Annotated in this window: 19 protein-coding genes; 10 read left to right on the forward strand and 9 right to left on the reverse strand. The window is 73.3% G+C overall.

Translation table 11 applies throughout. From position 1 onward, the window contains the following. Window positions 1-388 precede the first annotated feature (388 nt). The 8 genes from O4J56_RS27200 to O4J56_RS27235 all read left to right on the forward strand — a co-directional run bounded on the left by O4J56_RS27200 (window position 389) and on the right by O4J56_RS27235 (window position 10,453). Window positions 389-1,216, forward strand: a complete 828-nt coding sequence (locus tag O4J56_RS27200; RefSeq protein ID WP_270689738.1) for an adenosylcobinamide-GDP ribazoletransferase — start codon at window positions 389-391, stop codon at window positions 1,214-1,216. 291 nt (window positions 1,217-1,507) lie between these two features. Further along, on the forward strand, window positions 1,508-3,016 hold the full coding sequence (locus tag O4J56_RS27205; RefSeq protein ID WP_270689740.1) for a leucyl aminopeptidase: 1,509 nt from the start codon (window positions 1,508-1,510) through the stop codon (window positions 3,014-3,016). Window positions 3,017-3,112: 96 nt separating this feature from the next. Then, window positions 3,113-4,489 (forward strand): dihydrolipoyl dehydrogenase, encoded by a 1,377-nt coding sequence (gene lpdA, locus O4J56_RS27210; protein ID WP_270689741.1) that lies wholly within the window; start codon window positions 3,113-3,115, stop codon window positions 4,487-4,489. An 84-nt stretch (window positions 4,490-4,573) separates the two neighbouring features. Continuing rightward, the gene (gene sucB / locus O4J56_RS27215; protein WP_270689743.1) at window positions 4,574-5,983 is read left to right on the forward strand and encodes a 2-oxoglutarate dehydrogenase, E2 component, dihydrolipoamide succinyltransferase; all 1,410 of its coding nucleotides are present in this window, start codon (window positions 4,574-4,576) and stop codon (window positions 5,981-5,983) included. A 679-nt stretch (window positions 5,984-6,662) separates the two neighbouring features. Then, a complete protein-coding gene (locus tag O4J56_RS27220; protein WP_270689745.1) occupies window positions 6,663-7,571 on the forward strand; it encodes a TIGR01777 family oxidoreductase in 909 nt (302 codons plus the stop codon). Between the two features lie 160 nt (window positions 7,572-7,731). After that, window positions 7,732-8,460, forward strand: coding sequence for a lipoyl(octanoyl) transferase LipB (gene lipB, locus O4J56_RS27225; protein ID WP_270689747.1), 729 nt, complete (start codon window positions 7,732-7,734; stop codon window positions 8,458-8,460). A 58-nt stretch (window positions 8,461-8,518) separates the two neighbouring features. After that, window positions 8,519-9,469: a lipoyl synthase gene (lipA, locus tag O4J56_RS27230; protein ID WP_270689748.1), complete on the forward strand. Its 951-nt coding sequence runs from the start codon at window positions 8,519-8,521 to the stop codon at window positions 9,467-9,469. Window positions 9,470-9,715: 246 nt separating this feature from the next. After that, window positions 9,716-10,453 carry a DUF4191 domain-containing protein gene (locus tag O4J56_RS27235; RefSeq protein ID WP_270689749.1) on the forward strand — a complete coding sequence of 246 codons (738 nt, stop codon included), beginning with the start codon at window positions 9,716-9,718 and terminating at the stop codon, window positions 10,451-10,453. A 217-nt stretch (window positions 10,454-10,670) separates the two neighbouring features. Here O4J56_RS27235 and O4J56_RS27240 read toward each other — a convergent pair whose 3' ends face one another. Beyond that, window positions 10,671-11,105: an RDD family protein gene (locus O4J56_RS27240; RefSeq protein WP_270689753.1), complete on the reverse strand. Its 435-nt coding sequence runs from the start codon at window positions 11,103-11,105 to the stop codon at window positions 10,671-10,673. 276 nt (window positions 11,106-11,381) lie between these two features. Between O4J56_RS27240 and glnA the strand changes: the two genes are divergently transcribed. Then, entirely contained in the window at window positions 11,382-12,806 is a 1,425-nt protein-coding gene (gene glnA, locus O4J56_RS27245) for a type I glutamate--ammonia ligase (protein WP_270689755.1), read from the forward strand. A 74-nt stretch (window positions 12,807-12,880) separates the two neighbouring features. Here the strand turns inward: glnA and O4J56_RS27250 are convergent, their stop codons facing one another. The 8 genes from O4J56_RS27250 to O4J56_RS27285 all read right to left on the reverse strand — a co-directional run bounded on the left by O4J56_RS27250 (window position 12,881) and on the right by O4J56_RS27285 (window position 17,383). Further along, a complete protein-coding gene (locus tag O4J56_RS27250; RefSeq protein ID WP_270689756.1) occupies window positions 12,881-13,243 on the reverse strand; it encodes a hypothetical protein in 363 nt (120 codons plus the stop codon). Between the two features lie 171 nt (window positions 13,244-13,414). Next, window positions 13,415-13,663: a hypothetical protein gene (locus O4J56_RS27255; protein WP_270689758.1), complete on the reverse strand. Its 249-nt coding sequence runs from the start codon at window positions 13,661-13,663 to the stop codon at window positions 13,415-13,417. Next, window positions 13,660-13,935, reverse strand: coding sequence for a DUF6247 family protein (locus O4J56_RS27260; RefSeq protein ID WP_270689760.1), 276 nt, complete (start codon window positions 13,933-13,935; stop codon window positions 13,660-13,662). The genes O4J56_RS27255 and O4J56_RS27260 overlap by 4 nt, the downstream gene beginning before the upstream one ends. Window positions 13,936-14,161: 226 nt before the next feature. After that, entirely contained in the window at window positions 14,162-14,674 is a 513-nt protein-coding gene (locus O4J56_RS27265; RefSeq protein WP_270689762.1) for a copper chaperone PCu(A)C, read from the reverse strand. A 53-nt stretch (window positions 14,675-14,727) separates the two neighbouring features. After that, window positions 14,728-15,342 (reverse strand): SCO family protein, encoded by a 615-nt coding sequence (locus O4J56_RS27270; protein ID WP_270689764.1) that lies wholly within the window; start codon window positions 15,340-15,342, stop codon window positions 14,728-14,730. A gap of 95 nt (window positions 15,343-15,437) precedes the next feature. After that, window positions 15,438-16,028 carry a hypothetical protein gene (locus O4J56_RS27275; protein ID WP_270689765.1) on the reverse strand — a complete coding sequence of 197 codons (591 nt, stop codon included), beginning with the start codon at window positions 16,026-16,028 and terminating at the stop codon, window positions 15,438-15,440. 411 nt (window positions 16,029-16,439) lie between these two features. Continuing rightward, a complete protein-coding gene (locus O4J56_RS27280) occupies window positions 16,440-17,018 on the reverse strand; it encodes a TetR/AcrR family transcriptional regulator (RefSeq protein ID WP_270689770.1) in 579 nt (192 codons plus the stop codon). A gap of 41 nt (window positions 17,019-17,059) precedes the next feature. Beyond that, complete coding sequence (locus O4J56_RS27285; RefSeq protein ID WP_270689766.1) at window positions 17,060-17,383, reverse strand: DMT family transporter; 324 nt, start codon at window positions 17,381-17,383, stop codon at window positions 17,060-17,062. Between the two features lie 231 nt (window positions 17,384-17,614). Between O4J56_RS27285 and O4J56_RS27290 the strand changes: the two genes are divergently transcribed. Then, the gene (locus O4J56_RS27290) at window positions 17,615-20,749 is read left to right on the forward strand and encodes a bifunctional [glutamine synthetase] adenylyltransferase/[glutamine synthetase]-adenylyl-L-tyrosine phosphorylase (RefSeq protein ID WP_270689768.1); all 3,135 of its coding nucleotides are present in this window, start codon (window positions 17,615-17,617) and stop codon (window positions 20,747-20,749) included. The last annotated feature ends 551 nt before the right edge of the window (window positions 20,750-21,300 follow it).

Consider the following 21,300-nt stretch of genomic DNA (forward strand, 5'->3'; position numbering starts at 1 on the left):
CTGTCAAAACCGCCGGAATGACAGCACTCTTGTCGAGATCATCGCCGGGCAGGGGGCACCGGGCAGACGGCCGCCACGAACGCGGGCGGCCATCCGCCCTCCTCGCCGCGCCGCCTACCCGGACCGCGAGGGGCCTGCCGGACGGCAGGCAGGGCCCGGGAACCGCCCGGCTCGCTCCGTCGCCGCCCACCACGGTGACCACGCACGCGCCGGACGGACGACAACGCTGCGCTGAGGGCCGCCGACCTCTCTCCTCTTCTCTCCATCCCCCTCGGTCGGCGTTCGCCGGTCGCCGCGGGGCGTTGCCATGACCCGGCCGCGGCCCGTGGCGCGGCGGTAGGATCGGGCGGCCCTGGCCCCTCTCTCACCTGTCGTGCAAGGAGTCCGCATGCAGTCCGATGCCGGTCACGGTCCTTACCGACCCCCCAGGGGGCCGGACGGGACCGCTCTCGACGGGCTCCGGATGGCGGCGGGCACGCTCACCGCCGTGCCCGTCCGGGTCGACCGGGTGGACCGTACGGTCGCCGGGTGGGCCATGCGGTGGGCCCCCCTCATCGGGGCCGGGCTGGGGGCCGCGGGCGGCGTGCTCGTCTCCGTCGCCGTGGCCGTCGGGCTCACCCCCCTGCTCGCCGCCGCGCTCGCCCTCGGCCTGCTCGCCGCCCTCACCCGGGGCCTCCACCTCGACGGGCTGGCCGACCTCGCCGACGGCCTCGGCAGCGGGAAGCCGGCCGAGGACGCCCTGCGGATCATGAAGCGCTCCGACATCGGCCCCTTCGGGGTGATCACCCTGGTGCTGGTGCTGCTGGTGCAGGCCTCCGCGCTGGCGCAGGCCGCGTCGGCGGGCGCACTCGCCGGGGCGGCCGCGCTGGTCGCCGCCGCCGTCGCCGGGCGCCTGGCCATCACCCTGGCCTGCACGCCCGGGGTCCCCTCGGCGCGCCCGGACGGGCTGGGGGCCTACGTCGCCGGAACGGTGCCGCACGCCGCGGCCGCCGCCTCCGCCGTCGGCGCGCTGGCCCTGGCCGCCCTGGCTGGGCTCCTGCACTCCCCCGGCGCGGCGCTGTCCCTGGCCTTCGCGGTGGCCCTGGGGGCCGCCGCGTCGGTCCCGCTGCTGCTGCACGCACGGCGCCGCCTGGGCGGGATCACCGGCGACGTGCTGGGCGCGCTGTGCGAGACGTCCGCCACGGTCGCCCTCGTCGCGGCGGCGATCGCCCTGTGAGCGCAGCCGCGCCCGGAACGGGCGCCCGGCCCCCTGCGGCACCCTGTAGCCATCATCACATTTCTTCACACTCCGGCCGGGGCCGCACCCGGCCACCCGCGGTGACCGGTGCGAACGCGCCGTTCCGGAAGATGCGGAGGATCGTCACGGACGGGGCGCTTCGCGCCGCCATCACCGGAAAGAATCGGACTTCTTCACATACAAGTGAACACGGGGCCGCCTCCGGCCCGGCGGTGGGCGCGCCGGGTGCGGCGTGCCCACCGGGACGTCACAAGGACTAGCATCGGACCCGTGAGCACGTCGCTGTCAGTCATTACGGAATCCCCCTGTTCGCTCGACGCCGACGCCGTTGTCGTCGGCTACCACTCCGGGGCCGACGGCCCGGAGCCCGCGTCGGGCGCTCACGACGTCGAGGCGGCCTACCCCGGCGGCCTCGCCCGGACCCTGTCGCTTCTGGGAGCGAGCGGCGCCCTCGAGGAGGTGCACAGCCTCCCCTCCGCCGGCGCGACCACCGCCCCGGTCGTGCTCGCCGTCGGTCTGGGCCCCGTCCCCGACGGCGGCGCCCCCGACCCCGACCATGTCGCCCGCGCGGCTGGCGCCGCCCTGCGCGCCCGCCCGGCCGAGGCCTCCCGCGTGGTGCTGGCGCTGCCCGCCGGCACCGCCGAGCTGGCCGGGGCAGCCGCCACCGGCGCCCTGCTGGGCGACTACGCCTTCACCCGCTACCGCACCGGCGAGGACGCCGAGCGCACCCCCGCCTCCTCCTTCCAGGTGGTCAGCGCCGCCGACGGGGCCGCGGCCGCCGTCGAGCGCGCCGAGCCGGTGGCCGCCTCGGTCAACCTGGTGCGCGACCTGGTCAACACCGCCCCGGCCGACCTGGTCCCCGAGGACCTGGCCGGGGTGGCCGAGGAGGTCGCCCGCGAGCACGGCCTCGACGTCCGGACCCTGGACGAGAAGGAGCTGGCCGAGGGCGGCTACGGCGGCATCGTCGGCGTCGGCCAGGGCTCGGCCAACCCGCCGCGCCTGGTGCGGCTGGCCTACTCCCACCCGGAGGCCTCCTCCACGGTCGCCTTCGTCGGCAAGGGCATCACCTTCGACTCCGGCGGCCTGTCGCTGAAGCCGGCGGGCGCCATGGACTGGATGAAGTCCGACATGGGCGGCGCCGCCGCGGTGCTGGGCGCCATGCGGGCCATCGCGGTCCTCAAGCCGAAGGTGAACGCGGTGGCCTACCTCGCCATCGCCGAGAACATGCCCTCCGGCACCGCCCAGCGCCCCTCCGACGTGCTGACCATGTACGGCGGCACGACGGTGGAGGTGCTCAACACCGACGCCGAGGGCCGCCTGGTCATGGCCGACGCGCTGGTGCGCGCCCAGGAGGACGGGCCGGACCTGCTGGTCGACGTGGCCACGCTGACCGGCGCGCAGCTGGTCGCGCTGGGCACCCGCGTCTTCGCGGTCATGGCCTCCGACGACGACACCCGCGACTCGGTCACCGCCTCGGCGGAGGCCGCGGGCGAGGCCGCCTGGCCGATGCCGCTGCCCGAGGAGCTGCGCAAGGGCCTGGACTCCTCGGTCGCCGACATCGCCAACGTGGCGGGCGAGCGCTGGGGCGGCATGCTCAGCGCGGGCGTGTTCCTCAAGGAGTTCGTGGCCGACGGGCAGCGCTGGGCGCACCTGGACATCGCCGGGCCCTCCTTCAACCAGGGCGGTCCGCACGGCTACACCCCCAAGGGCGGCACCGGTGCGGCCACCCGCACCCTGGTGCGGATCGCCGAGGACCTGGCCGGCGGCGCGCAGAACTGAGACCGGGCGCGGCCGGGCGGGACACGCGCCCGGCCGCACCGCATCCGTCACCGACGGACGAACACCACTACATCCACACCAAGGAGTGTCCTTCCCGTGAGTGAGAGCGGCGGCACCTTCGACCTCGTGATCCTGGGCGCCGGCAGCGGCGGCTACGCGGCGGCGCTGCGCGCGGCCGAACTGGACATGAGTGTCGCCCTGATCGAGAAAGACAAGCTCGGCGGCACCTGCCTGCACCAGGGCTGCATCCCGACCAAGGCGCTGCTGCACGCGGCCGAGGTCGCCGACTCCGCCAAGGAGGGCGAGAAGTTCGGCGTGAAGTCGAGCTTCGAGGGCGTCGACGTCCCCGCCGTCCACAAGTACAAGGACAAGGTCGTCGGCGGGCTCCACAAGGGCCTGTCCGGTCTGATCAAGTCCCGCGGGATCACCGTCGTCGAGGGCGAGGGCAAGCTGACCGGCCCCGACGAGGTCACCGTCGGCGGCGCGGTCTACAAGGGCCGCAACATCGTCCTGGCCACCGGCTCCAAGCCCAAGACCCTGGGCCTGGACATCGACGGCGAGAAGGTCATCACCAGCGAGCAGGCGCTGCGGATGGACCGGGTGCCCGAGTCCGCGGTCGTCCTGGGCGGCGGCGTGATCGGCGTGGAGTTCGCCAGCGTCTACCGCTCCTTCGGCTCCGAGGTCACCATCGTCGAGGCGCTGCCGCACCTGGTGCCGGTCGAGGAGGAGTCCAGCTCCAAGCTGCTGGAGCGGGCCTTCCGCAAGCGCGGCATCAAGTACGAGCTGGGCACCCCGTTCGAGAGCGTCAAGACCACCGACTCCGGCGTCAGCGTCACCCTGCAGGGCGGCAAGACCCTGGAGGCCGAGGTCCTGCTGGTGGCCATCGGCCGCGGCCCGGTCTCGGAGGGCCTGGGCTACGAGGAGCAGGGCATCCCGATGGAGCGCGGGTTCGTCAAGGTGGACGAGAACCTGCACACCGGCGTGGGCAACGTCTACGCGGTCGGCGACCTGATCCCCACCCTGCAGCTCGCGCACGTGGGCTTCGCCGAGGGCATCTTCGTGGCCGAGCGCATCGCCGGGCTCAACCCGCCGGCCATCGACTACGACGGCGTCCCGCGGATCACCTACTGCGAGCCGGAGGTGGCCTCGGTCGGCATCACCTCGGCCACCGCCAAGGAGCGCGGCTACGACATCGTCGAGACCAACTACAACCTGGCGGGCAACGGCAAGAGCCAGATCCTGCAGACCCAGGGCGCGATCAAGGTCATCGCCGAGAAGGACGGCCCGGTGCTGGGCGTCCACATGGTCGGCTCCCGGGTCGGCGAGCTGATCGCCGAGGGCCAGCTCATCTACAACTGGGAGGCGCTGCCCGCCGAGGTGGCGCAGCTCATCCACCCGCACCCGACCCAGTCGGAGGCGCTGGGCGAGGCGCACCTGGCGCTGGCGGGCAAGCCGCTGCACGTCCACGACTGACGCGCCCCCGCGGGGCGGGCTCCGGGCCCGCCCCGCTCGCTTCTTCTCCGCGCTCCATACGTTTTTCGCTGCTAAGAGGACCCCATGCCGACTTCCGTTGCAATGCCCGAACTGGGCGAGAGTGTCACCGAGGGCACCGTCACCCAGTGGCTCAAGAAGGAGGGCGACACCGTCGCGGTCGACGAGCCGCTGCTGGAGGTCTCCACCGACAAGGTCGACACCGAGATCCCCGCCCCCGCCTCCGGTGTGCTCACCAAGATCCTCGTCGCCGAGGATGAGACGGTGGAGATCGGCGCCCAGATCGCCATCATCTCCGAGGCGGGCGAGGCCCCGGCCGAGGAGGAGGCTGCGCCCACGGCCAAGGAGGCGCAGCCCGAGCCGGAGCCGGAGCCCGCCGCTCCCGCCCCCGAGCCCGAGCCCGCCCCGCAGGCCGCCGCCCCGGCGCCCGCGCCCGCCCCGGCCCCCGCGCCGGAGCGGCCCGCCGCGCCCGCCCGCGCCGACCGCGAGGCCGACGCCCCGACGGTGGACGTGGAGACCATCAGCGGCACCGGGACGGCCTCCGGCACCGACGCGGTCACCGAGGCCTACGTGACCCCGCTGGTGCGCAAGCTCGCCGCCGAGCACGGGGTGAGCCTGGCGTCGGTGCGCGGCACCGGCGTGGGCGGCCGCATCCGCAAGCAGGACGTGCTGGACGCCGCCGCGGCCGCCTCCGAGCCGGCCGCCCCCGCGGCCGCCCCGGCCCGCACCGCCCCGGCGCCCGACACCACGCTGCGCGGGCGCACCGAGAAGATGTCCCGGCTGCGGCAGACCATCGCCGACCAGATGGCCGAGTCGCTGCGCATCTCGGCCGAGGTCACCCAGGTGGTCGAGGTCGACATGACCAACATCGCCCGCCTGCGCGGCCAGGCGGCCGAGCAGTTCGCCGGGCGCGAGGGCGTGGAGCTGGACTTCTTCGACTTCTTCGCGCTGGCCGCGGTGGAGGCGCTCAAGGCGCACCCGAAGCTGAACGCCGTCATCGACAGCGACAGCTACGAGGTCACCTACCACGACCTGGAGAACCTGTCGGTGTCGGTGGACACCGAGCGCGGGCTGCTGGCCCCGGTGATCAAGGACGCGGGCGACCTCAACCTGGGCGGCCTGGCCCGCAAGATCTCCGACCTGAGCCGGCGCGCGCACACCGGGGAGCTCAGCCCCGACGAGCTGAGCGGCGGCACCTTCACCATCGCCGACACCGGCGCGGTGGGCGCGCTGTTCGAGACGCCCATCATCAACCAGCCGCAGGTGGCCATCCTGGGCACCGGCGCCGTGGTCAAGCGCCCGGTCGTGGTGGAGGACCCGGAGCTGGGCGAGGTCATGGCGGTGCGCTCGATGGCGTACCTGGCCCTCACCCACGACCACCGGCTGATCGACAAGGCCGACGCGGGCAAGTTCCTGCAGGCGGTGAAGGAGCGCCTGGAGGAGGGCGCCTTCGAGGCCGACCTGGGCCTGGCCTGACGGCGGTCCCGGACTGAGGCGTGCCCGGAGGCGTCCGGGCCGCTCCGCGGTCCCATGAGCGGCGAACGACACGGCCGCGGCCCCGCGAAGGGGTCGCGGCCGCGTCGTGTTTCCGGGGGCATGTTCCAGGGCGTCGGCATCGGCACACCGGCCGGTGCCGTCCGAGGGTGGCGTTTCCGCCACCCGATCGGCCCGTGGATGCCCCTTAACCACACTCAATGCGCGCCCCGGCACTCCCCACCCGGTACGCGCCGCCCACCCCCAGTCCTCCAGCCACAGCGCTTCCCGGCAGCCCGTGGCCGACAGGCGACCGGGCGGCGGTGGACGCACAACGGCAGCGGGGCGGCGCCCTCCCGGACACCGCCCCGCCTTGTTACCCCACCATTCACCATCCCCCTGGTGATCCCCATCACCAAAGGTCGGCCCGGGCTTCGCACCGAAGTGCGCCCGGATAAGCCCACCGTAGAGGGGTGATCACCCGCCGCGCAGGCATTCCGGGGAATTACCCGGGGAATCGGCCGAAGACTGTCCGAAGGGTCCCGCGATCTCCGGTTTCCGGTGGCCACTGGGCCTCCCGGCGGCCGGGCGGCCGCTCCCCCGCCCCCTTCACCGCCCCACCGCACCCCGCCTCCCGCCGTCCCGCCGCTCACCCGCCGCCGGAACGGGTAGGACCGTCCCTATGAAGGTCGCGATCACCGGGTCCACCGGTCTCATCGGAAGCGCCCTGGCGCGCTCCCTCGCCGACGACGGGCACGAGGTCGTGCGCATGGTGCGCCGCCCCGCCCGCGACGAGCACGAAGCGCGGTGGGACCCGGAGAACGGCACGGTCGACACCGGCCCCCTGGTCGGAGCCGACGCCGTCGTGCACCTGGCGGGGGCCCCGCTGGGCCCGGCCCGCTGGACCACCGCGCGCCGGCGCGCGATCCGGCAGAGCCGGGTGGCCGGGACCAGGACCCTGGCGAAGGCGCTTGCGGGCATGGACGCGCCGCCGGGCCGCCTGCTGTCCGGGTCGGCGGTGGGCTACTACGGCGACACCGGCGACCGGGCCGTGGACGAGACCGGCGACAAGGGGCAGGGGTTCCTCTCGGACCTGTGCCGGGACTGGGAGCGCGCCACCGCCGAGGCCGAGGAGGCCGGGACCGCCACCGCCCACCTGCGCACCGGCATCGCGCTGTCCGGGCACGGCGGGCTGCTGGCGGCGGTGCTGCCGCTGTTCCGGCTCGGCTTGGGCGGGCGGCTGGGCGACGGGCGCCAGTACATGAGCTGGATCAGCCTGCGCGACCATGTGGGGGCGATGCGGTTCCTGCTGGAGCGGCCCGACCTGACGGGACCGTTCGACCTGTGCGCTCCCGAGCCGGTGACCAATGCCGCCTATACGCGGGCGGTGGCGGCGGCCGTCGGCCGACCCGCGCCGCTGCCGGTGCCCGCGTTCGCGATGCGCGCGGCCCTGGGCGGCTTCGCCGACGAGGCGGCGCTGGTGAGCCAGCGGGTGCTGCCCGCTCGGCTGCAGGAGGCGGGCTTCGCGTTCGAGCACCCCACCCTGGGACCGGCGCTCATGGCCGCGGTGGCCGAAGCGTCGGAGCGGTGAGGCGGCGGGCGCTCCGGGCGTCCGGGGCGGCCCCGGCGACAGCCCCGGCAGCGGCGGGCGAACACCGCCCCGGGACGCGTTATTCCCGCAGGAACAGGGCGCCGCGGAGGGGTCGGGCCGCCTTCCGCCCGAGCCCCTCCGAGGGCATAAGGTGGGATGTATGAGTGAGCTCGTCTTCGCCCGGCTCGGCGACGACCCGGTCCCCTACCAGGAGGGCTGGGACCTCCAGAAGCGGCTCCACCAGAGCCGCGTCGCCGACCTCATCCCCGACACGGTGCTCATGCTCCAGCACGAGCCCGTCTACACGGCCGGGAAGCGCACCAGCAAATGGGACCGGGAGCAGACCTGGCCCGGAACCCCCGTCTTCGACATCGACCGCGGCGGCAAGATCACCTGGCACGGCCCCGGACAGCTCACCGTCTACCCGATGGTGCGCCTGGCCGACCCGATCGACGTGGTCGCCTACGTGCGCCTGCTCGAAGAGGCGATCATCCGCACCCTGGCCGAGTACGGCCTGGCCGGTCGGCGCATCGAGGGCAAGACCGGGGTCTGGCTGGACGCCGACCCCGCCCGCGGGCTGATCGAGCGCAAGGTCGGGGCCATCGGGTGCCGGATCTCGCGCGGGGTCGGCATGCACGGTTTCGCCCTCAACTGCGACAATGATCTCTCGTGGTTCCAGAGGATCGTCCCGTGCGGCATCCCCGCCGACGAAGGGGACGTCACCAGCATCTCGCGCGAGACGGGGCGCGGCGTGACCGTCGCCGAGGTCCTGCCGCGCGTCGAGGCGCACCTGGCCGAGGTGTTCGGCGCCGAGTCCTACAGCCACAGCGACGGCGTGCCGGCGCACTTCCCCGGGGCGCAGGCCCCGGCGGAGCCGGCGACCGCCTGACGGTGCCCGAGCACGACGACGACCTCCCCACGAGGGACGAGGAAAGGAAGGGTCCGCGTTGACCATCGCTCCCGAGGGCCGCAAGCTGCTGCGGATCGAGGCCCGCAACAGCGAGACGCCCATCGAGAAGAAGCCGCCGTGGATCAAGATCAAGGCGAAGATGGGGCCCGAGTACAGCGAGCTGCACTCGCTGGTGAAGCGCGAGGGCCTGCACACGGTCTGCCAGGAGGCCGGGTGCCCGAACATCTACGAGTGCTGGGAGGACCGCGAGGCGACCTTCCTCATCGGCGGCGACCAGTGCACCCGCCGGTGCGACTTCTGCCAGATCGCCACCGGTAAGCCCACGGCGCTGGACCGGATGGAGCCGACCAAGGTCGCCAACTCGGTGCGCACCATGGAGCTGCGCTACGCGACGGTCACCGGCGTGGCCCGCGACGACCTGGAGGACGGCGGCGCCTGGCTCTACGCCGAGACGGTCCGCAAGATCCACGAGTTCAACCCGGACACCGGCGTCGAGCTGCTGATCCCCGACTTCAACTCCGACGACGAGCAGTTGGGCGAGGTCTTCGGCTCCCGGCCCGAGGTGCTGGCGCACAACGTCGAGACGGTGCCGCGGGTGTTCAAGCGGATCCGCCCCGGGTTCCGCTACGAGCGCTCGCTGGAGGTCATCACCAAGGCGCGCGACGCCGGGCTGGTGACCAAGTCGAACCTGATCCTGGGCATGGGCGAGGAGCGGCACGAGATCAGCGAGGCCATTCGCGACCTGCACGAGGCCGGGTGCGACCTGCTGACCATCACCCAGTACCTGCGGCCCTCCAAGCTGCACCACCCGATCGACCGGTGGGTCAAGCCGGAGGAGTTCGTGGAGCTGGCGGCCGAGGCCGAGGAGATCGGCTTCGCGGGCGTGATGTCGGGGCCGCTGGTGCGCTCGTCCTACCGCGCCGGGCGGCTGTACAAGCAGGCGATCGAGAAGCGCGAGGCCGAGGCGGGGGCGCAGGCGCAGGCCTGAGGCGTCGGCGCGCGCCGCCCCGTCGGTACCGCCCCGCCACCGCCGTTCGCACCACGGCGCACACCGTGGTTCCACGCCGCCGTCCGCACCGCTCCTCGGGCGCCGCACACCGCTCACCTGGGACGGTTCCGGGACACCCCTGCGGACGATCCGGACAAACCGAACATTGCAAAGTAATCAAGCTGAAACGGCGGCCGACGGCCGCCGTTTCACGTTGGCGTCCCCATGGGCCATATCCTGGAAGGCATGGCGAAGAAGCCCAAGGACACCAACACCTCCCAGGCGGCCGCAGGCAAGGGCGGCTCCGAGGAGCAGAAGCGGCCGGGCCGGTTCAAGCAGCTCGGCATGGTCGCGAAGGTCGTGCACAAGCAGAGCCCCAAGTCGATCCCGATCGCGGTCGGCATCTTCCTGGGCCTGGTGGCGCTGTCGGTCGTCGGCGGCCTGGTCACCGGCGGGGGCTGGCTCTACTGGCTGAGCCTGGGCATCCCGATCGCCTTCCTGGCCGGGTTCATCTACTTCACCCGGTCGGCGCAGAAGATCCAGTACAAGATGCTCGACGGGCAGCTCGGCGCGGGCATGGCGGTGCTGGAGAACATGCGCGGCGACTGGTCGACGGAGCCGGGGGTGGCGGCCACGCGGCAGATGGACGTGGTGCACCGCGTCGTCGGCCGCCCGGGCGTCGTGCTGGTCGGCGAGGGGGAGCCGTCGCGGCTGCGCAAGATCGTGGCGGCGGAGAAGAAGCGCGTGTCGCGCGTGGCCTACGAGATGCCGATCTACGACGTGATGGTCGGCAACGGCGATGGCCAGGTGCCCATCTCCGACCTGCAGAAGCACATGATGAAGCTGCCGCGCAACCTGGACAAGGCGAAGGTGGCCGAGCTGCGGTACCGGCTCAGGGCGCTGCCCTCGGCGGTGCAGATGCCCAAGGGGCCGATGCCCAAGGGCGTGAAGATGCCGAAGGGCCCCAAGCCCCAGACGCGCTGAGGCCACGAGACGACTCGACGGGCGCTTCGCCAGCAGGACGACGGAGAGGAGCCGCCCGGCCCCGCGTGGACCGGGCGGCTCCTTCGTTCATTCCGCGGGGGTCACATCGGCACCGCCCGGGCCCCGCCCGCCCTCGTCGTTGATCTCGGTAGAAACGACGCTACATCCGCGGTTTTAGCGTCGTTTTCCCCGAGATCAACGGGGATCCGGGCAGGGGCTAGAGGCGCCGGGAGACGGTCCCCGCGGCGCGGTCGTGCAGGCCCCGCTGGTCGCGGTCGTAGACGACGGCGGGGATGACCAGGCACAGCAGGACGGTGCGGACGATGACCGCCAGAGGCCAGGGGATGCCGCGCTCGCCGGTCGGCGCCAGGCCGATGCCGGCGATGCGTTTGCCGAGGGTGGTTCCGAACAGTGCCAGCAACAGCGCCGTCATCACCGCGAACACCAGCAGGGCGGTGGCCGAGCCCTCTTGCGGATCCGCGCCGAGGAGGCCGTAGGCGATCGCCAGGCTCAGCACCCAGTCGAGCATGAGCGCCACGAGCCTGCGGCCCACGCCGGGCACCGAGCCCGGTCCCTCCTCGGGCATCCCCAGCCGGTTCCCCCGGTAGCGGAATGCGGCCTCCTCAGGGCCCACGTCACCGTTCGTCTCCATGGGACCCACGGTATCGGCGCCGCAGGGTACGTGATTCCGGACACTGTCGCGGGGGCGCCCGGAAGCGCCGTTTCCCGGTGCAACGCCGGATACGCCCCGCTGGACAGGGGAAACGCCGCACCCCGTAACGCGCAGGAAACATACGAGACATGGACGAGAAACGCCGCCCTCCTAGCGTCGTCAGCGTGGCCGAGGAGGGGGTCGCGGAGAGCGGATGACACCGGGCCGAGGCCCGCGCCACCGCCGCCCCCTCTCACATCTGCTCGGAGGTATGTCTTGTTCAGCAGCGCCGATGAGGCCCTCGCGTTCATCAGGAACGAGGGCGTCGAGTTCCTCGACGTCCGGTTCACCGACCTGTTCGGTGGCGTGAACCACGTCACGATCCCCACGGAGAACGTCGACGAGGACACGTTCACCAAGGGCCAGATGTTCGACGGGTCCTCGATCCGCGGATTCCAGGCGATCCACGAGTCGGACATGCTGCTGCTGCCCGACCTGAGCACCGCCGTGCTGGACCCGTTCCGCGAGTTCAAGACGCTGAACATGACGTTCTTCGTCCACGACCCGCTGACCCTGGAGTCCTACAGCCGCGACCCGCGCAACGTCGCCCGCAAGGCCGAGGCCTACCTGAAGAGCAGCGGCATCGCCGACACCGCCTTCTTCGGGCCCGAGGCCGAGTTCTACATCTTCGACGACGTCCGCTTCGAGACGCGCGCGAACACCGGCTACTACCAGATCGACTCCATCGAGGGCGCCTGGAACACCGGTACCGCGCAGAACGGCGGCAACCTCGGCTACCGCCCGCGCTACAAGGGCGGGTACTTCCCGGTCGAGCCGGTCGACCACTACAGCGACCTGCGCTCGCGCATGGTGCGCAACCTGATCGACGCCGGCCTCGACGTCGAGCTGCAGCACCACGAGGTGGGCACCGCCGGCCAGGCCGAGATCGGCATCAAGTTCGGCACGCTGCTGCAGCAGGCCGACCGCGTGCAGCTCTACAAGTACATCGTGAAGAACACGGCCAACGCCGCGGGCAAGACCGTGACCTTCATGCCCAAGCCGCTCTTCGGCGACAACGGGTCGGGCATGCACTGCCACCAGAGCCTGTGGAAGGACGGCGCCCCGCTGTTCTTCGACGAGTCGGGCTACGCCCAGCTCTCGGACACGGCCCGCTACTACATCGGCGGCCTGCTCAAGCACGCCAACGCGCTGCTGGCCTTCACCAACCCGACGGTGAACTCCTACCACCGCCTGGTGCCGGGCTACGAGGCCCCGATCAACCTGGTGTACTCCCAGCGGAACCGCTCGGCGTGCATCCGCATCCCGCTGACCGGCCCGAACCCCAAGGCCAAGCGCCTGGAGTTCCGCGTGCCGGACCCGTCGGCCAACCCGTACCTGGCCTTCTCGGCGATGCTGATGGCGGGCCTGGACGGCATCAAGAACAAGATCGAGCCGCCGGAGCCGATGGACAAGGACCTCTACGAGCTGCCCCCGGCCGAGGCCGCGGCGGTCGAGACGGTCCCGGCGTCCCTGGAGTCCGCCCTGGACGCCCTGGAGGCCGACCACGAGTTCCTGCTGGAGGGCGGGGTCTTCACCCCGGACCTGGTCGAGACCTACATCGACTTCAAGCGCACCGAGGAGATCGACTCCCTGCGCCTGCGCCCGCACCCGCGCGAGTTCGAGCTGTACTACGACATCTAAGGAACGGGTGCCGTAGGCGGGCTGGATCCGTCTGAGGGGGCCGCCGACCGCGCACGCGTCGGCGGCCCCTTCCTTCATGCGTTAGGGGCGTACCGCCAGTCCGGCGGAAAGCCCGATCCCCGGCAGTCGGCGCTGTTCCCGCACCACTCGTCGCGGCGGCTACATGGCCGGTCGAGCCGAAAGCCCCAGACGGCGAAGCCGTCGTCGTCGATGTCCTGGGCGTGCACGGGAAGGACCGTCCCATCCGGTTCGGCGAGGAGCATGCGGGAGGGGACGATGGTGTCGTCACCGACCCAGCACCGAGCGGAGAAGGCCCGCGAGACACGGGAGGCGAACTCCCACTCGGCGAGGGGCGCCCGCGTGGAGCCACAGGAGAACCAGGTGGAGGAGATGAGCGGCTCAGCCGCGTAGTCGAGGTACCCGTAATCAGCAGGCATCACCTGGCCGGCCCCAAGCTCCTCCCCCAGCCAGACAGGAACCCCGAGCAGCACTGAGCAGAGTTGCCGGACATCCTCCACGCCAAGGACCCGGTCGACAGTGACGTCATACGAGCCCGTCATGTCCGCCTCACTCCGCCTCACTTCAGCTCGGGTCCCGGCCCCTACCGGTCAACCGACCCAAGTGACGGTGTGGACCCGTACGAGGCTCTGGGCCGTGTCGACGTAGAAGAGCACGACGCCGTCCTCGCCGAACGGCGCCCACCGCCACAGGGGATCAGCGGCGTCATCGCTCCACCCTGCGCTCCAGGGGTCGCGTCCCACGGCACTGAGAGTCTCGATCAATGCGGTGAACGCCTTTGAGGGAAGGCCGACGGTCTCGGCATCACCTTTCGCGGTGAATTCGATCCGGTAGTTCACGTAGCCCGCCGACGAGCGATGATCTCGTCGAGGCTGGTGAAGTCGCCTACACCGGTGCGTGCCTGTTCGCGGCTCTCCTCGTACCCGTCACCGTTGCGTGCGAGCGCGCGCAGGTGCCATGTGCGGAGCATCTCTTGGAGCTGGTCGAAGCGCTTGGGGTCGTCCGCGGCGATATGGGCGGCCTCCCTGTACTCCCGGAGGAACCATGCCCGGTCCTGCTCGGGCAGCATCTCCATGATCTGCGCCGGGTCGTTCAACTGACGGGTGGCCACGGGGCACTCCCTTCCGTCGCTCGTTTCAGTGTGCCACGTAGTGGCCGAGAGGGCCGTGTGTTCTCGACCGGCCGGGGACCGCCTTCGACGCCTCATGGGCGTCGGGACTGTGTCGCCTCTCGAAGAGCGTGCCCCGGTCCCACCGCGTGTTGGGCGGGGGCGGGGCGTGGGGGTTCCTCTGCAGAAGGGGCCGGGCCCTGGGGTGGGTCCGGCCCCTGGGGGCGGGTCAGTGGTCCATGTCGCCGTGGTCCATGTCGTCCATCGACTCCATGTCCCCGCCCTTGGCGCCCTCGCCCATGACGTCCTCCACCTCGGCGTTCACCTCTACGGTGCCCGACTTTTCGAAGCGGAGTTCCAGGGCGACCGTCTCCCCCGCCTTCAGTTCGTCCGGGTCCATCAGCATCAGGTGCAGCTTCCCCGGCTCGAAGGAGACCGTCTCTCCCGCCTTCACCGGGATCTCGTCGCGCTCCTCCATGCCCGTGGTGCCGTCGTCCTTCTGCACGTTCTCGTGCATCTGGACCTCGTCGGCCGCCGCGGTGTCCGCCCCGATCAGGGTGTCGTCGGCGCCCCCGGTGTTCTCGATCGTCACGTACGCCGACGTCACGTCCGGCGTCAGCGGGACCCGCACCGTCGCGTCCGACGTCTCGATCTGCGGCTCCTGCGCCGCGCAGCCCGTGACCGCAGCCAGGGCGAGGGCGCCGGCCGCGCACGACAGCGTCAGGACCCGTCGCCCCGCCACCGGGCGGCGCGCCTTACCGGCACGGCCGCCTCTCGTCGCGCCTCTCACCGCCATCACGCGCCCTCTCCGATCACGGTCTCCAGGTCCTCGGCGACCTTCTCGGGCTCGGTGCCGTAGGACCACATGATCCGCGAGTTGCCCTCCGGGTCGAACAGCAGCGTCTGGCCGCCGTGGTCGACCTGGTAGTCGCCGGAGCGGTCCTCCGGCCGGGAGACCGAGATGCCCAGCTCATTGGCGGTCGCGTCGGTGTCCTCCAGGTCCGTGGTGAGCCCCACGAACGAGGGGTCGAAGCTGCTCAGCCACATGTCGAGCAGCTCGGGGTCGTCCCGCTCCGGGTCCGCCGTGATGAACACGGTCTGGAACTCCTCCTGCTCGGACTCGTCCAGCATCCCCTTCGCCTGGGACAGGTCCGCCATGGTGGTCGGGCAGATGTCCGGGCAGTTGGTGAACCCGATGAACACCGCCGTGTACTTCCCGGCCGAGTCCTCCTTGAGGTCGTACGGCTCGCCCTTGTTGTCGGTGAACTCGGTGGAGGGCAGCGTGAACGCGCCCTTGATCTCGCTGCCGTTGTAGGGCCCCTGGTCACCGGTCGCCGCCTGGCCACCGCATCCGGCCAGCAGCGCCGTCACGGCCGCCGCACCGGCGGCCGCCATCGTCGTCCTGCGCATTCCAGTGTCTTCCTCAGCTTCGTCGCCTTCCGGGGGATCCTCGGTCCGCGCACGCCGCGCCGCGCGGCGGCCGCCCCGGGGATCGCCCGAAGGGGTCAGGCCGCGGTGGCGCAGGGGCGCGGCGCCCACGGGGGCGGGGCCCGGCCGGCGAGGGTGTGCCGCAGGAAGCGGGTCGTGAGGAGGGCCCGGGGCGGCTCCGCACGGAGCGACGGCGCGGGAGGCGGCAGCGTCCCCGCCTTCCCCCGGACCGGGAGCCGGGCCCGCAGCAGGCGCAGGACCGCCCACAGCGCCTCTTCGCCCGAGCTCAGCCACCACCCCGTGACCAGCGCCGCCCAGACGTGCGCGGCCAGCATGCCGAAGTCCGCGTGCACGGCCGCGCTGCCGCACAGGTGCTCGACGGACAGGGGTCCCGCACCGGGCAGCGGCGAGGTCGCGGCGGAGAACGCCATGTGCAGGAGAAGTTGGGCTCCGAAGAGGCCGGGCGCCAGCGAGGCGAGCGACCGCCGCCCCCGCGCGAACGGGAGCGCCGCCAGGGCCACGAGCGCCCAGTAGCCCGCGACGACCCCGGGCAGCGGCGCGGGCGCGCCCGCCGCGGTGTGCCCGAACAGCGCGACGCCCGTGCACACGGCGGCGAAGAGCGCCGCCCTGAGCAGGGCGAATCGGAGTCCGTAGCGAGCGTCTGGCATGGCAGGACTCATCATCCCAGCGGTCCGGCGCCCCCTCGAACCGGGTCGGGGTCGACGCACCGGGGCCGCTCACGGGAGGACGAAGCACTCACCCCCGCGCACACGGGGGTCGCGCGCCCTTCTCCGGGCCGGCGGGCGGCCCTGGGAGGGAAGGTAGAGCGTCGTGTCGTCTCCGCCACTCTCGGGCCGACGACCGCCGTGCGGGTACCCGTACACGGTTCGGGGGTGGTGGAACGGCCGTTCTCAACGACTCCGGGGGGCCCACCACTCGATCGCGTCCGCTGGAGAAGCACTTCGTCCGGTCGGGCCGGCGCGGCCATTACGGCTTCAGGGCAAGGCCGGGGACCAGCGCTCCGCACTTCGGTAGGCGGCCCCGAAGGCGTCTCCACTCCAGCGGACGCCGTCCACCGGTCACTCCAGTCCCAGCGCGCGGGCAAGGACCGCGCGCGCCTCTCCCGGGTCCACGTCGCGGTCGTCGAGCAGGGCCTCCAGGCACAGCCCGTCCGCCGCGGCCACCGCCGTGCGCACCGCCACCGGGTCGTCGGTGTGCCGCCGCGCCACCTCGGTCACCAGGTCCATCCACCGGCGGGCCTGCGCGCGCAGGGACGGCCTGCGCACCGCGAGCAGGGTGAGCTCGTACTCGGCCAGGCAGCGCCCGCGCTGCTCCGGCGAGCCTCCGCCGACGACCGCCGCGGCGAGCGCGTCCAGCGGGTCGCCGCCCGCCTCGGCCGCCTCGCGCACCCGGCGCACGTACGCGTCGGCCGCCTCGGTGAGGGCCGCCACCAGCAGGTCGTCGATGGTCGCGAAGTAGTACACGGCCGAACTCGCCGGGATCCCGGCCTCGGCGGCCACCGCCCGGTGGGTCACCCCCGCCGTGCCGTCGCGCTCGACGACCCGCAGCGTCGCGTCGATGATCGCGGACCGCCGCCGCTCGCCGCGCGCGCGGCGCCCGTCCTCCTTCACGTCCTTGCCCTCCGGCGCCTCCGGCACCTCCGGGGCCGCCGGCTCCCCGCCGGGCCCGTCCTCCGAGGTCAATGCGCCGCCCCCAGTTCCATGGCCAACACTCCGCCGATGATCAGCACGACACCGGCCACCTGGATCCAGGTGAGCGTCTCCCCCAGGAAGAGCGCGCCGATGATCGCCACCAGGGACACCCCCACCGCCGCCCAGACGGCGTAGGCGACCCCCACCGGCATGCCCTGCTTGAGGGTCTGGGCGAGGAGGAAGAACGCGGCCCCGTAGCCGACGGCCGTGATCGCCGAGGGGAGGAGGCGGGTGAACCCCTCGGAGAAGCGTAGCGAGATGGTCGCGGTGACCTCGGCGAGGATCGCCCCGATGAGCAGCAGCCAGGGCATGGGCCCTCCCCTTTCCGTCGGCGCCGGGTCCCACCTCGGGTCCTCCCGAGGGGCATCCGGCGAACTTTTTGAACTATGGTTCAACTTAATTCCTTGAACGATAGTTCAACAACCCCTGTTCCGGTGCTTTCGGGTGATGCGCGCCACGCCCGCCCCGCGGCCGCCGCCCCGGCCGCCCGACCCGCCGCCCCGCTCTCCCCCGCCCCCGGACCTGCGGGCTACCGTTGACCCGTGACCACGCGCGAGGGGACCTTCACGACCACCGCCGGCGCCCTGGCCCGGCTCGGCTTCGGCGACGGTGAGCGGGCGCTGCGCCTGCTGCGGGAGGCCGGCATCGACCCGGCCGACCACCGCGCCCTCACCGCGGCCCTGGGCGCCGCCGCCGACCCCGACCAGGCCCTCACCGGGCTGGTGCGCATCGCCGAGCAGGCCGACGACCCCGCCGAGCTGCTGGAGGCCCTGGCCTCCGACGCCGACCTGCGCGCCCGCCTGACCGCCGTGCTCGGCGCCAGCGACGCGCTCACCGACCACCTCGTGCGCCACCCCGGCGACTGGCGCGAGCTGCGCGGCCCCGACGCCGCCCGCACCCCCACCGCCGCCGAGCTGCGCGCCGGCCTCCTGCACACCGTCGGCGCCGACCCCACCTCCCCCGCGCCCGCCGCCGACCCCGACACCGCGGGCGGCGCCCCCTCCCGCGCGCTGCGCGCCGCCTACCACCGCCGGGTCCTGCGCCTGGCCGGGCGCGACCTGACCGGCGCCGCCGACCTGCCCGCCGTCGGCGCCGAGCTGGCCGACCTGGCCGCCGCCGTGCTCGACGCCTCCCTGGCCGTCGCCCGCGGCGAGTCCCCTGAGGACGCCGCCCGGTGCCGCCTGGCCGTGATCGGCATGGGCAAGTGCGGCGGCCGGGAGCTGAACTACGTCAGCGACGTGGACGTCGTCTTCGTCGCCGAGCCCGCCGACGGGGCCGACGAGTACGACGCGATGCAGGCCGCCACCCGCCTGGCCTCCCGGATGATGGCGATCCCCGCCGAGACCGACACCGAGGGCACGCTCTGGGAGGTCGACGCCGCCCTGCGCCCCGAGGGCAAGAACGGCCCGCTGGTGCGCCCGCTGTCCGGCCACATCGCGTACTACGAGCGCTGGGCCAAGACCTGGGAGTTCCAGGCCCTGCTCAAGGCCCGCCCCGTCGCGGGCGACGCCGAGCTCGGCCGGGCCTACTCCGACGCGATCGGGCCCATGGTGTGGCGCGCCGCCGACCGCCCCGGCTTCGTGGAGGACGTGCAGGCGATGCGGCGCCGGGTGGTGGCGCACATCCCCGCCGCCGAGGCCGCCCGCGAACTCAAGCTGGGCCCCGGCGGCCTGCGCGACATCGAGTTCAGCGTTCAGCTTTTGCAGCTGGTGCACGGGCGCGCCGACGCGGCCCTGCGCTCGGGCAACACCCTGCAGGCCCTCGAGGCGCTGTCGGCCGGGGGCTACGTCGGCCGCTCCGACGCCGCCGGGCTGGCCTCGTCCTACCGGTTCCTGCGCCGGGTCGAGCACCTGCTGCAGCTGCACAAGCTGCGCCGCACCCACCTGCTGCCGGACGCCTCCTCCGCCTCCGGCCAGGAGGCGCTGCGCCGCCTGGGCCGCGCCCTGGGCCACGCCGCCAACCCGGTCTCCGACCTGACCGCGGCCTGGAAGCGGGTCGCGGGGGACGTGCGGCGGCTGCACGAGAAGCTGTTCTACCGGCCGCTGCTCAACGCGGTCGCCCGGCTGCCCGGGGACGAGTCGCGGCTCACCCCCGAGCAGGCGGGCGAGCGCCTGGGTGCGCTCGGGTTCGCCGACCCCAAGGGCGCGCTGCGGCACCTGCAGGCCCTCACCTCGGGGGTGTCGCGCCGGGCGTCCATCCAGCGCACGCTGCTTCCGGTGATGCTGGGCTGGTTCTCCGACGCGCCCCGGCCCGACGCCGGTCTGCTGGGGTTCCGCCAGGTCAGCGACGCCCTCGGGGCGACCCCGTGGTACCTGCGGCTGCTCCGCGACGACGTGCGGGTGGCCGAGCGCATGGCACGGGTGCTGGGCAGCAGCCGGTACGCGACCGACCTGCTGCTGCGCGCCCCCGAGGCGGTGGCGATGCTGGCCGGGGACGAGGAGCTGGCCCGCCGCCCCACCGCCCAGCTGGCGACCGAGGCGGAGGCGGCGCTGCGCCGCCACGACGACGGGGAGACGGCCGTGGCGGCGGTGCGCGCGCTGCGCCGCCGGGAGCTGTTCCGCACGGCCGCCGCCGACCTGCTGGGGGTGGCCGACATCGGCGAGGTGGGTCGGTCGGTCAGCGCCATCTCCCGGGTGACCGTGGACGCGGCGCTGCGCGCGGCAGAACGGGCGACCGCCGCTCGGCACGCGGCCCCGGCGGAGCGGGACGGCCGGAGGCCGGACGGCGCGGAGGCGGAGGCCGCGCGGACGGAGGGCGCGCGAGCGGACGGCGCTGTGACGGACGCCCGCGCTTCGGCCCCGGCCCGCGTGGCGGTGATCGGCATGGGGCGCTTCGGCGGCCGGGAGCTCACCTACGCCAGCGACGCCGACGTGATGTTCGTGTACGAGCCGGTCGAGGGCGCCGACCCGGAGGACGCGCGGCGGTACGCCGAGGCGCTGGTGCAGGAGATGCGGCGGCTGCTGGAGATGCCCGCCGCCGACCCGGCCCTGGTGGTCGACGCCGACCTGCGCCCGGAGGGGCGCAGCGGCCCGCTGGTGCGCCCCTTCTCCTCCTACCGGACCTACTACGACAAGTGGGCGGCGACCTGGGAGCGGCAGGCGCTGCTACGGGCGGCCCCGGTCGCCGGGGACGCGGACCTGGGCGCGCGGTTCATGGAGATGGTCGAGCCGGTGCGCTACCCGGAGGGCGGGGTGGACGCCGCCGGTGTGCTGGAGATCCGCAAGCTCAAGGCGCGGATGGAGGCCGAGCGGCTGCCGCGCGGCGCGGACCCCGCGCTCCACACCAAGCTGGGCCGGGGCGGCCTGAGCGACGTGGAGTGGGTCGCCCAGCTCATCCAGCTGCGGCACGCCTTCGAGGTCCCGGAGCTGCGCACGACGGAGACGATCCCGGCGCTGGAGGCGGCCGTCACGGCGGACCTGCTGGACGCCGACGACGCGGGGACGCTGGAGGTCGCCTGGCGGCTGGCGGCGCGCGTGCGCGGCATGATCATGCTGGTGCGGGGGCGGCCGGGGGACTCGATCCCGTCGGACACCGGCGAGGCGGGCGCACTGGCCGAGGCGCTGGGCTACCGCACCGACGACGAGGGCGAGGGCGCGGCGGCGCAGCTGCTTCAGGACTACCGCCAGGCGACCCGCCGGGCCCGAACGGTGATGGAGCGCGTCTTCTACGACGGGTGAGGGCGGTTCCCGGGCCGTGCCAGCTGGCGGCGGGCCGCTGGCGGTCCGGGTGCGCGGCTCAGCTGGTACCCCGCTCACGGGCCCCGGCCGAGCGGCGGGCCACCGGAGTGTGACGTGGAGGGCGGCGACGAGAAGAGGTCGGCGGCCCATACCGCAGCGCTGTCGGCCGCAAGGCGTGTGCATGGTCGCCGAAGTCGGCGGCAACAGAAAGAGCAGGCGGTTCCCCGGCCCTGCCTGCTGGCGGCGGGCCGCCAGCGGTCCGGGTGCACGGCTCGGCCGGTACCCCACTTCAGGGCCCCAGCCGGACGGCGGGCCGCCGGAGTGTGACGTGGAAGGCGGCAACGAGAAGAGGTCGGCGGCCCATACCGCAGCGCCGTCGGCCGCAAGGCGTGTGCATGGTCGCCGAAGTCGACGGCGACACAAAGAGCAAGGCGGTTCCCGGGCCTTGCCCGCCGGGTGGCGGGCCGTCGGGGTGTGACGTGGAGGGTGGCGGCACGGGGCGCGCTGGTGTTGATCTCGGGGAAGTCGGGCTTATCGTGTCCGGTTTAACC

It is taken from the genome of Nocardiopsis endophytica (assembly GCF_027706725.1).
In the GTDB taxonomy this organism is placed as follows: domain Bacteria; phylum Actinomycetota; class Actinomycetes; order Streptosporangiales; family Streptosporangiaceae; genus Nocardiopsis_A; species Nocardiopsis_A endophytica.

Excerpts from the sequence above, each read along its gene's own strand:
- O4J56_RS27285 (WP_270689766.1), bottom strand. The coding sequence starts at position 17,383 with ATGCCCTGGCTGCTGCTCATCGGGGCGATCCTCGCCGAGGTCACCGCG.
- O4J56_RS27240 (WP_270689753.1), bottom strand. The coding sequence starts at position 11,105 with ATGGAGACGAACGGTGACGTGGGCCCTGAGGAGGCCGCATTCCGCTAC.
- lipB (WP_270689747.1), top strand. The coding sequence starts at position 7,732 with ATGAGTGAGCTCGTCTTCGCCCGGCTCGGCGACGACCCGGTCCCCTAC.
- O4J56_RS27235 (WP_270689749.1), top strand. The coding sequence starts at position 9,716 with ATGGCGAAGAAGCCCAAGGACACCAACACCTCCCAGGCGGCCGCAGGC.
- O4J56_RS27250 (WP_270689756.1), bottom strand. The coding sequence starts at position 13,243 with ATGCCTGCTGATTACGGGTACCTCGACTACGCGGCTGAGCCGCTCATC.
- O4J56_RS27275 (WP_270689765.1), bottom strand. The coding sequence starts at position 16,028 with ATGCCAGACGCTCGCTACGGACTCCGATTCGCCCTGCTCAGGGCGGCG.
- O4J56_RS27200 (WP_270689738.1), top strand. The coding sequence starts at position 389 with ATGCAGTCCGATGCCGGTCACGGTCCTTACCGACCCCCCAGGGGGCCG.
- sucB (WP_270689743.1), top strand. The coding sequence starts at position 4,574 with ATGCCGACTTCCGTTGCAATGCCCGAACTGGGCGAGAGTGTCACCGAG.
- O4J56_RS27270 (WP_270689764.1), bottom strand. The coding sequence starts at position 15,342 with ATGCGCAGGACGACGATGGCGGCCGCCGGTGCGGCGGCCGTGACGGCG.
- O4J56_RS27220 (WP_270689745.1), top strand. The coding sequence starts at position 6,663 with ATGAAGGTCGCGATCACCGGGTCCACCGGTCTCATCGGAAGCGCCCTG.